Origin of the sequence: Neisseria wadsworthii 9715, assembly GCF_000227765.1 — a bacterium.
GTDB classification, from domain to species: domain Bacteria; phylum Pseudomonadota; class Gammaproteobacteria; order Burkholderiales; family Neisseriaceae; genus Neisseria; species Neisseria wadsworthii.
The window spans coordinates 652,593-662,822 of the sequence record NZ_JH165159.1; the positions used below are offsets into that span (position 1 = coordinate 652,593).

The following is a 10,230-nucleotide window of genomic DNA, read 5'->3' on the forward strand; positions in this document are numbered from 1 at the left end:
GCCCGAGTATGACGGCTCTGTGATTTAACTGCGGGTATGCCCATTTCTGCACAAAAAACGGGAAATTCATCAAGACGGCGGCAGCGGCGGTTTTGTAAGGTTAGCGGAAGTTTGTTTAGCGATAGGATTTTGCCATGCCGCATACCGAATACACTTTTTCCGTGATTGATTCCCACACCGGCGGCGAGCCGACCCGTGTGGTGTACGGCGGTTTCCCCGAGCTTTCCGGCAGCAGCCTGCAGGAGCAGTGCGCCGATTTTGCCGGGCGTTTCGACCATTTGCGCCGCGCGTTGATTTTGGAGCCGCGCGGTTCGGACGTTTTGGTGGGGGCGCTCTTGTGCAAGCCGCAAGACCCCGCTTCTGCCGCCGGTGTGATTTTCTTCAACAACAGCGGCTATTTGGGCATGTGCGGCCACGGCACCATCGGCCTGATTAAAACGCTGCAACACCTCAAACGCATTGATGTCGGCACGCACACCATCGAAACGCCGGTGGGCAATGTGCGCTGCACGCTGCATGAAGACGGCTCGGTGAGCGTGCGCAACGTGCCGGCCTACCGCTACCGCAAAGACGTGGCGCTTAATGTAGAAGGCATCGGCAGCATCACCGGCGATATTGCTTGGGGCGGCAACTGGTTTTTCTTGGTGAACGACCACGGCTGCACCATCGCGCCCGACAATCTGGAGCAGCTCACCGATGTTTCCTGGCGCATCCGCACCGCGCTGAACGAGCAGGGCATCACCGGCAAAGACGGGCAGGAAATCGACCACATCGAGCTTTTCGGCAAAACCGATACGGCAAACAGCCGCAGCTTCGTGCTTTGCCCGGGCAAGGCCTACGACCGCTCGCCCTGCGGCACGGGCACCAGCGCGAAGATGGCCTGTTTGGCTGCGGACGGTGTGTGGCCGTCTGAAAAAGAATGGATACAGGAAAGCGTGATCGGCAGCCGCTTTGCCGCGTCTTACGAACCGTTTTCAGACGGCCTGCATACGGAGGGTCTGATCATACCGACCATCAAAGGCGAGGCGCACATTCATGCGGCGGCGGAGATTTTTGTGAACGCGGACGACCCGTTCCGCTACGGAATCGAAACATCATGAGCGGCCAAGTTTTTTCTGCGGCCGTGGTCGGCGGCGGCATCGTCGGCTTGAGCATCGCGCTGGAATTGCAGCGCTGCGGCGAAAGCGTGCTGCTGTTGGAGCGCGATACCGTATGCGGCGGTGCGTCTTACGGCAATGCCGGGCATATCGCCACCGAGCAGGTGTTTCCGATTGCGTCGCCCGACGTGCTCAAGCAGCTGCCGAAAATGCTGCTCGACCCGCTCGGCCCGTTGCGGCTGGACTGGAAATACCTGCCGAAAATCACGCCGTGGCTGTTCAGCCTGTTGCGCAACCTCACGCCCGAACGCTTCCGGCGCAGCCACCGCGCCCTGATGGCGCTCAACAGCCGCGCTTTACCGGCATGGCGGGCGTTTGCGCGCGAGTGGGGCGTGGAAAAGCATATCCGCATCGACGGCTCGCTGCTGGTGTGCGAAACCGAAAGCGGGCAGGCGGCGTTGCAAAAGCACGGCAGGGTGTTGAATGAATTGGGCGTGACCAACGAATGGCTCGACCATGCCGGCCTGCACGAGCGCGAACCGGCGCTGGCCGACACGCAACGCGGCGCGCTGTTTTACCCTGATACCGGCCATGTGGTCGATTTGGCGGGCATGGCGGCGGATTTGCAGCACGCTTTCGTGCAGGCGGGCGGCACGGTGAGTGAACATACCGACGTTTCCGACATCCAATCATTTTCAGACGGCCTGTTCCGCATCATCGGCGGCGGCAAGGCGTTTGAAGCCAAGCGCGTGGTGATTGCCGCCGGTGCGTTTTCCAAGCCGTGGCTGAAAAAGCTGTGCGGCAGCGACGTTCCGCTCGACACCGAACGCGGCTACCACCTGATGCTGCCGCAAAGCCCGAATATTTTGAACGTGCCGGTGAGCAGCTTCGAGCGCAAATTCATCATGACGCCCATGAACGCGGGCTTGCGCTTGGCCGGTACGGTGGAGTTTGCCGGGCTGGACGCGCCGCCGAATATGGAACGGGCGGAGCAGCTGTTCCGCTTGGCGGAGCCTATGCTCAAAGGCCGTCTGAACCGGCAAGGCGCCGTGCCGTGGATGGGTTTCCGCCCGTCGGTTGCCGACTCGCTGCCGGTAATCGACCGCAAAGAAAACATTTTGCTGGCGTTCGGGCACCAGCATTTGGGGCTGACCCAAGCGCCGCTGACCGCACAACTGGTGAAAGCCCTGTATTTCGGCGAACAGCCTGCTATGGATTTAAGCCCTTACCGTTTTAACCGTTTCGGCAGCTAGAAAGCCCCGTCATACCCGGATCAAGTCTGGGTATGACGAATGTAGTTTTTTTAAATTGATTCACTATTCATCTCAAGAGGAGACGCATCATGAACATCGAAGGTATTTTAGTTCCCATCGTTACCCCGTTTACCGCCGACAATCAGGTGGACACCGCGCTGCTGGCCGAATTGGTGGACGCGTTTATCGCCAAAGGCGTGCGCGGCATCGTGGCCTGCGGCACCACGGGCGAGTATTACGCTTTGTCGGAAGCCGAGCGCGAAACCGTGTTGACCACCATCGTGAAAGCCGCCGCAGGCCGCTGCACGCTGATTGCCGGTGTCAGCGATATGTCGAGCGAAGTGGCTGCGCAACGCGCCGTCCGCGCCAAAGAATTGGGCTACCACGGCCTGATGCTGTCGGCGCCGCCATACAGCCTGCCGTCGCAACAAGGCATCATCGAGCACTTTGAATATGTGGCTTCCAAAACCGACTTGCCGATTATTCTCTACAACTTCCCCGCGCGCATCGGCGTAGAACTCGAATTCGACACAGTGGCGCATTTGGCAAAGCATCCCAACATCGTCGGCATCAAAGAAAGCACCGGCAATTTCTCCAACGCGCTGCGCATGATTCAGGCGAAATTCGACAATTTCCAAGTGGTGTGCGGCTGCGACGACCAACCTTTGGATTTCTTCTTCTGGGGCGTGAAAAGCTGGATTGCCGGCGCGGCCAACGTGTTCCCCGGCGAGCAGGTTGCCCTGTTTAACGCCGCCCAAGCCAAAGATTGGGACAAAGCCCGCCAGATTCTGACCGACCTCTATCCCGCCCTGCATTCGATGGAATCGGGCGACTACAACCAAAAAGCCAAAATCGGCTGCTTAAACGGCACCAAACCCGCCGGCAAAGTGCGCCTGCCGCTGCACAACCTGACCGCGCAGGAAGCCGCCGAATTTACGGCTTTGTTGAAATAAGTTTCGAACCGCTTGCCTTGTTACGGCTCGTCATACTCGGGCTTGCCCCGAGTATCTTGAGTTCCGGTAACTTTAAGAGATACTCGGGTCAAGCCCGAGTATGACCAATGTAGTGTATTCAAAAATACCCAACCTTTCTTAAGAGAGGTTTCCGAACGAAAAGGAGTGTAGATGAAAACCGTTGAACAAATCTTCGAGGCCGCCAAAGCAGGCAGCCTGTGGGCGGGGCATTTGATTCCGAACCACGCCGATTCGGACAAGAAGCTGGAAAACCGCACGCCCATCGACAATTCCCTCATCGGCTACATCGCCGACGGCAGCGAACAGGATATAGATGCCGCCGTGCGCGCCGCGCGTGCCGCGTTTTCAGACGGCCTCTGGGCAGACAAAAGCCCGTCTGAAAAACGCGCGGTGCTGCTGCGTTGGGCGCAATTGATTGAAGAGCATGCCGAAGAGCTGGCCGCGTTGGACTGTATCGACGCGGGCAAGCCCATCAGCGAGTGCATCAACACCGATATGCCCGCCACCATCGAAACCTTTTATTTCTACGCCGAATATGTGGATAAAGCCTTCGGCCGCGTCGCACCCACCGGCAACGACGCGCTGGGTTTGATTGTGCACGAGCCGGTCGGCGTGGTCGGCGTGGTGTTGCCGTGGAACTTCCCCGCGCAGATGTTTGCATGGAAAGTGGCGCCTGCTTTGGCGGCAGGCAATTCGGTGATTGTGAAACCGGCCGAGCTGACTTCATTGAGCGCCTACCGCATGGTGCAGCTGGCGCATGAAGCGGGCGTGCCCGAAGCGGCGCTGACGCTGGTGTGCGGCTTGGGCGAAACGGTCGGCAAGGCTTTGGGCGTGCATCAAGATGTGGACATGGTGGCCTTTACCGGCTCCACCGAAGTCGGCCGCTATTTCTTGGAATATTCGGCGCAAAGCAACCTGAAAGAAATCGTGTTGGAATGCGGCGGCAAAAGCCCGCAAATCGTGTTTGCCGATGCGGATTTAGACAAAGCTGTGCCGTCGATTTTGGCCGCCGCGTTCTGGAATATGGGCGAAAACTGCAGCTGCGGTTCGCGCCTGATTGTGGAAGCAGGCATCAAAGACACCTTGCTGGCCAAACTTTCAGACGGCCTCAAGCAAGATTGGAAAGTCGGCGACCCACGCCTGCCTGAAACCAACCTTGGCCCGCTGGTGGAAGAGGCGCATTTCGATAAGGTGTGCCGCTACTTCGATACCGCGCTGAAAGAGGGCGGCAAACTGCTCACCGGCGGCAAAACCGGCGAGGGCTGGTATTTCGAGCCGGCGATTATCGACGGCGTAACCGCGGATATGACCGTGTTTAAAGAAGAAATTTTCGGCCCGGTGCTGGCGGTAACCACATTCAGTAGCGAAGAAGAAGCCGTTCGTTTGGCGAACCAATCGGATTACGGCCTGGCTGCTTCGTTCTACACCTCGAATGTGAGCCGCGCCCACCGCGTTGCCCGCAAAATTCAGGCAGGCACGGTATCGGTAAACGGCTTCTCGGAAGGCAGCATCGCCACACCGTTCGGCGGCTACAAGCAGTCGGGCTTCGGCGGCCGCGACAAAGGCGTGGAAGCGTTTGAGCAGTACACGCAAGCAAAAACCATTTGGTTTGTGGAATAACAAAAAATAAAGCTCAGGCCGTCTGAAACCGGTAGGTTTCTGCAAAGCCCAAAGCGTTTTTTCAGACGGCCTCATTACCACAAACGATTGCAAAGGAGAGAAAGATGGAAAATATAGTAAATACGCTGGTGGATTATATCTGGGGCAACGGTCTGGTTTATCTGGCTTTGGCCGTCGGCCTGTATTTCACCGTTATTACCAAAGGCGTGCAGTTCCGCTATCTGCCGGAAATGATCCGTTTGTTGAAAGAAAAGCAGGAATCCGGTGCGGGCATTTCGTCGTTTCAGGCATTCTGTATGTCGCTGTCGGGGCGTATCGGTGTCGGCAACATCGCCGGCGTGGCCACCGCCATTGCTGCGGGCGGCCCGGGCGCTGTGTTTTGGATGGTGGTAATGGCGCTGTTGGGCGGTGCAAGCGCGTTTGTGGAATCGACTTTGGCGCAGGTTTACAAAACCAAAGTCGGCACGGAATACCGCGGCGGCTCGCCTTACTACATTGAGAAAGGCTTGAAGCTGAAAGCCTTTGCCGTGTTGGTGGCCGTGGTGATTTTCCTGAGCTACGGCGTGTTGGTGCCGGGCATTCAGGCCAATACCATCGCCACTTCGTTTGACAACGCTTTCGGCTTGTCGTCATGGGTCAGCGGCGCAGTCGTTACCGCACTGTTGGCCTTTTTGATTTTCGGCGGCACCAAACGCATCGCCCGCGCCGCCGACCGCATCATCCCGCTGATGGCTTTGGGCTATGTCGGCCTGATGCTGATTGTGTTGGTAACCCATGCCGCGCAGATTCCCGAAACCGTGAGCCTTATTATCGGCAGCGCGTTCGGTATTGACGCGGTATTCGGCGGCATTGTCGGTACGGCAATCGCGTGGGGCGTGCGCCGTGCCGTGTTCTCCAACGTAGCCGGTGCGGGCGAAGCGACGTTCAGCTCGGCTGCCGCAGAAGTGAGCCATCCCGTGAAACAAGGTTTGGTACAAGGCTTCTCGGTGTATATCGATACCGTGATCGTCTGCACCTCAACCGCCATCATGATTCTGATTACCGGCATGTATAACGTGCATCCGCCCGGCATGGAAACCCCGCTGGTGGAAAACATCCCCGGCGTGGCCGCAGGCTCGGCCTACACGCAGGCGGCATTGGGCACCGTGTTCGGCGATTTCGGCGGCGCATTCGTGGCGGTGGGCATCTTCTTCTTTGCCTTTACCTGCCTGCTGGCTTATTACTACATCGCCGAAACCGCGCTGCTTTATCTCGACCAAAAGCTGAAATACCCGATACTCAGCATGATTCTGCGGGTGGTGTTTTTAGTGGTGGTATTCGCCGGCAGCGTGCAGTCCGCCAGCCTGATGTGGGGCTTGGGCGACATCGGCTTCGGCAGCATGTGTTATCTCAACCTGATTGCCATCGTATTCTTGAGCAAACCCGCCCTACGCGCGCTGCGCGATTACGACCGCCAGAAAAAAGCCGGCCTCGATCCGGTATTCGACCCGCGTGAGGCAGGGATTGAGAATGCCGAGTTTTGGGTAGACTATATACAGCAACATGATAAGCGTTGAGATTTGCTGCTAGGGTAGATGTAAAGAATGCCTGTCTGAAAACTTTTTCAGACAGGCATTTCTCAATAGCAATCAAGCCTTAAACATAGCGCCGATCAAGCCTGCGATCATCAAAACAAAAGAAGGAATCATGGTTAGCAGAAAACCGATCGCGCGGGTTTGCGGGTCGGCCGTGTAAGCACGCCAGTAAATAAAACGCCCCACCAGATACACCACACCGATCAACGCGATGATGCCTTCAGACCAATAAACAGCGGCGATAAACAGCGCGGGCAAAAACACAACCAGCTGCTCCAGCGTGTTTTGCTGGATACGCAGGGCGCGTTCGAAATGCTCGTTGCCCGAAACGGCAGGCGCGTGGATGCCGTATTTGGATCGGGCGCGTCCAACCATAAAGCCGAAGAAAAAATACTGAATCAGCGCCAGTATGGTGACGATGTGAATAAAGTTCATAGTACTCCTCCTGATGGGTTGAAATATGTTTTTTCAGACAGGCCTGTCTGAAAATATTTACTGCTTGAAACTTTGATGGCAGGCCTTGCAGCTTTGGCCGACTTTATCGAAAGCGGTTTTAACAGCATCATAATTGCCGCTTTTCGCCGCTTGATCCAAAGCTGAGGCAGCGGCGTTGAAACGCTTGATTGCCGCTTGGAATTCCTGCGGTTTGCGCCATACATCGGCGGAGGCGTCGGAACCTGCTCCGTCGCTGCCGGCATTGTAATGCTGCCAGGGTTCGTTGGCTGTTTCGTTCAACTGCGCTGCCAGAGCGGCAAAAGAATCGGTAGGGAAAGAGGCGGTATTGTGTTTTTTCAGGATGTCGCCCATTTTTTTATTCAGGCCGCGCCATTCTTTCATATATTGTTGGCGCGCTTTGATGTCGCCTGCATCGGCGTGTGCCAAACCTGCAATCAGACAGAAACATAATGTGGTTAAGAAATGTTTTTTCATGGTGTGTCCTTTTATTTTGTTGTTGATAGTCTGTTGAAGCATACGTCAAGTCAAACCCAGCGTCCAGTTGTCGGGTTAAAACTTGGAAACGGAATACAGTGAATGAATTAAAACCCGGGCATGACGAATGTACTATTTTTAAATTGGTTAGCCACAAAAAATGCCTGTCTGAAAACCTTTCAGACAGGCATGGCTTCTCTATTTCACAGACTTAGCTTTATTTGGCAGCTAACTCGCTACGCAGTTTTTTGGTTACTTCCATCATCACTTCAAGCTGCTCGATGGTTTCTTTCCAGCCGCGGGTTTTCAGGCCGCAGTCAGGGTTGACCCACAAGCGTTCCACCGGCACCACGTCCATGGCTTTGCGCAGCAAGTGTTCGATTTCTTTGGCTTGCGGCACGCGCGGGCTGTGGATGTCGTACACGCCCGGGCCGATGTCGTTCGGGTATTTGAAATCGCCGAACGCAGTCAGCAATTCCATGTCGGAGCGAGAGGTTTCGATGGTAATCACGTCGGCATCCATAGAAGCGATAGCGGGCAGGATGTCGTTAAACTCCGAGTAGCACATGTGGGTGTGGATTTGGGTGCTGTCTTCCGCGCCGGTTGAGGACAAGCGGAAGGCTTCGCAAGCCCATGCGAGGTATTCGTCCCATTGTGCTTTTTTCAGCGGCATGGCTTCGCGGATGGCGGGTTCGTCGATTTGAATCACTTTGATGCCGGCTTTTTCCAAATCCAACACTTCGTCGTTCAAGGCCAAGGCGATTTGTTTGGCAACTTCGCTCAACGGAATGTCGTCGCGCACAAACGACCATTTGAACATGGTTACCGGGCCGGTGAGCATGCCTTTCATCGGGCGTTTGGTCAGGGTTTGGGCGTAGGAAGACCAGTAAACGGTCATCGGGTTGGGGCGGGAAACGTCGCCGAAGATGATGGGCGGTTTCACGCAGCGTGAGCCGTAGCTTTGTACCCAACCGAATTGGGTGAAGCAGTAGCCGGCCAGTTGCTCGCCGAAGTATTCCACCATGTCGTTACGCTCGGCTTCGCCGTGTACCGGTACGTCAAGCTCCAATTTTTCCTGTACTTCCACGCAGTAGGCGATTTCTTTTTTCATCGCCGCATCGTAATCGGCAGCGGAGAGTTCGCCTTTTTTGAAGGCGGCGCGGGCTTGGCGGATTTCGGTGGTTTGCGGGAACGAACCGATAGTCGTGGTCGGCAATACGGGCAGGTTCATCCAAGCATGTTGGGCTTTGATGCGCTCGGCAAACGGTGATTTGCGTTGATCGGCACCTTTGGGCAGGTTGGCTACGCGTGCTTTTACGGCGTCGTTGTGGATTTTTTTGTTGGTAGCGCGGTCGGCAGCGGCGGCATCGGAAGCGGCAATCGCGTCTTTTACGCTGTCTTTACCGTGTGCCAAAGCTTGTTTGATGACGCCCAGTTCAACCAGTTTTTGCGCGGCAAACGCCATCCAAGATTTGATTTCGCCGTCCAGTTTTTCTTCCACGGCCAAGTCTTGCGGGCTGTGCAGCAGCGAGCAGGAAGGCGCAATCCACAAGTTGTTGCCCAGTTTGGCTTTTACCGGCTCCAAAGTGTCGATCACTTTGCTTAAGTTGGCACGCCATACGTTGCGGCCGTCAATCAGGCCGACAGACAATACTTTGTTTTCCGGCCATGCGTCGGCAAATACGGCGAGTTGCTCGGGTGCGCGCACGCAGTCGATATGCACGCCGTGTACCGGCAGGGCTTTCAGCAGGTTCAGATGCTCGGCTACGGTAGCGAAGTAGGTGCCGATGATGATGCGCACGCCGGTGTTGGCAAATTCTTTGTATGAGGTTTCAACGGCTTTAATCCAGTTGGCGTCGGCATCGGCAGAGAGGATAGGCTCGTCGATTTGAATCCAATCCACACCTTCGGCGGCCAGTTCGCGCAACAATTGTGCGTAAGCGGGCAGCAGTTTCGGCAACAGGCTGATGCGTTTGAAATTGTCGTCTTTGGCTTTACCCAACCACAGCAGGGTAACGGGGCCGACCAAAGTCGGCTTGATGTCGTAGCCTTGGGCTTTCGCTTCTTTGATTTGGGCGATCAGGTTTTTGGCGTTGACTTTAAATTCGGTGTCGGCGTGCCACTCGGGTACGATGTAGTGGTAGTTGGTGTCGAACCATTTGGTCATTTCCATTGCGAACTGGGTGGCGTTACCGCGCGCCAGTTGGAAATATTCAGGCAGGCTTAAGTTGGCAGAATCAAAACCGAAGCGTTTCGGAATCGCGCCCAAAGTGCACAGCAGGTCTAAAACGTGGTCGTAGAAAGAAAAATCGCCTACGGGCAGCAAATCGGCGCCGGCGGCTTTTTGGGTGGCCCAGTTCAAACGGCGGATTTCGGCGGCAACTTCTTGCAGCTCGGCTTCGCTTTTCGCGCCTTTCCAAAAGGCTTCGACGGCAAATTTCAGCTCGCGCTTCGCACCGATACGCGGGTAGCCGGATAGATGAAATGTGTTCATGTTCAACTCCTATATTGAATGAAATTCGGATGTTTGATGTGATGGTCGTATAGTGAACGGTTTTGGGAAAGGGTGCAAACGATTATTTTGCATGGCAACATGAATGTTTTTAATGTTTGACCGCCGGAGAATGTGGATAGGGTGGAATGGGTAAAACCGACGGACCCGAATGCCTGTCTGAAACGATATAGTTAAACTACTTATTATAATAACAGTGCCGTCATACTCGGGCTTGATCCGAGTGTGACGAATGTGCTGTTTTTAAGTATTCCAATCTAAAACAATGCC

General features: G+C 55.6%; 8 protein-coding genes. 5 read left to right on the forward strand and 3 right to left on the reverse strand.

All coding sequences use genetic code 11. The features are described from left to right. Positions 1-134 precede the first annotated feature (134 nt). The 5 genes from HMPREF9370_RS02810 to HMPREF9370_RS02830 all read left to right on the forward strand — a co-directional run bounded on the left by HMPREF9370_RS02810 (position 135) and on the right by HMPREF9370_RS02830 (position 6,500). A complete protein-coding gene (locus HMPREF9370_RS02810; protein ID WP_009115781.1) occupies positions 135-1,100 on the forward strand; it encodes a 4-hydroxyproline epimerase in 966 nt (321 codons plus the stop codon). Continuing rightward, a complete protein-coding gene (locus HMPREF9370_RS02815; protein WP_009115782.1) occupies positions 1,097-2,350 on the forward strand; it encodes an NAD(P)/FAD-dependent oxidoreductase in 1,254 nt (417 codons plus the stop codon). Before HMPREF9370_RS02810 ends, HMPREF9370_RS02815 begins: the two co-directional genes overlap by 4 nt. Positions 2,351-2,439: 89 nt before the next feature. Then, positions 2,440-3,303, forward strand: coding sequence for a 4-hydroxy-tetrahydrodipicolinate synthase (gene dapA / locus HMPREF9370_RS02820; RefSeq protein WP_009115783.1), 864 nt, complete (start codon positions 2,440-2,442; stop codon positions 3,301-3,303). A 171-nt stretch (positions 3,304-3,474) separates the two neighbouring features. Beyond that, positions 3,475-4,944, forward strand: a complete 1,470-nt coding sequence (locus tag HMPREF9370_RS02825; RefSeq protein ID WP_009115784.1) for an aldehyde dehydrogenase — start codon at positions 3,475-3,477, stop codon at positions 4,942-4,944. 104 nt (positions 4,945-5,048) lie between these two features. Next, a complete protein-coding gene (locus tag HMPREF9370_RS02830) occupies positions 5,049-6,500 on the forward strand; it encodes an alanine/glycine:cation symporter family protein (protein WP_009115785.1) in 1,452 nt (483 codons plus the stop codon). Positions 6,501-6,572: 72 nt separating this feature from the next. On the opposite strand, the gene HMPREF9370_RS02835 is transcribed toward HMPREF9370_RS02830, so the two are convergent. From HMPREF9370_RS02835 to metE, 3 genes are all read right to left on the reverse strand, one after another. Beyond that, on the reverse strand, positions 6,573-6,953 hold the full coding sequence (locus tag HMPREF9370_RS02835) for an MAPEG family protein (protein WP_009115786.1): 381 nt from the start codon (positions 6,951-6,953) through the stop codon (positions 6,573-6,575). Positions 6,954-7,010: 57 nt separating this feature from the next. Further along, the gene (locus HMPREF9370_RS02840) at positions 7,011-7,448 is read right to left on the reverse strand and encodes a c-type cytochrome (protein WP_050795374.1); all 438 of its coding nucleotides are present in this window, start codon (positions 7,446-7,448) and stop codon (positions 7,011-7,013) included. A 217-nt stretch (positions 7,449-7,665) separates the two neighbouring features. Then, entirely contained in the window at positions 7,666-9,942 is a 2,277-nt protein-coding gene (metE, locus tag HMPREF9370_RS02845) for a 5-methyltetrahydropteroyltriglutamate--homocysteine S-methyltransferase (RefSeq protein ID WP_009115788.1), read from the reverse strand. Between the last annotated feature and the right edge of the window lie 288 nt (positions 9,943-10,230).

What these genes read in the sequence shown, in the direction of transcription:
- HMPREF9370_RS02810 (WP_009115781.1), top strand. Translation starts at nt 135, where the DNA reads ATGCCGCATACCGAATACACTTTTTCCGTGATTGATTCCCACACCGGC.
- HMPREF9370_RS02815 (WP_009115782.1), top strand. Translation starts at nt 1,097, where the DNA reads ATGAGCGGCCAAGTTTTTTCTGCGGCCGTGGTCGGCGGCGGCATCGTC.
- dapA (WP_009115783.1), top strand. Translation starts at nt 2,440, where the DNA reads ATGAACATCGAAGGTATTTTAGTTCCCATCGTTACCCCGTTTACCGCC.
- HMPREF9370_RS02825 (WP_009115784.1), top strand. Translation starts at nt 3,475, where the DNA reads ATGAAAACCGTTGAACAAATCTTCGAGGCCGCCAAAGCAGGCAGCCTG.
- HMPREF9370_RS02830 (WP_009115785.1), top strand. Translation starts at nt 5,049, where the DNA reads ATGGAAAATATAGTAAATACGCTGGTGGATTATATCTGGGGCAACGGT.
- HMPREF9370_RS02835 (WP_009115786.1), bottom strand. Translation starts at nt 6,953, where the DNA reads ATGAACTTTATTCACATCGTCACCATACTGGCGCTGATTCAGTATTTT.
- HMPREF9370_RS02840 (WP_050795374.1), bottom strand. Translation starts at nt 7,448, where the DNA reads ATGAAAAAACATTTCTTAACCACATTATGTTTCTGTCTGATTGCAGGT.
- metE (WP_009115788.1), bottom strand. Translation starts at nt 9,942, where the DNA reads ATGAACACATTTCATCTATCCGGCTACCCGCGTATCGGTGCGAAGCGC.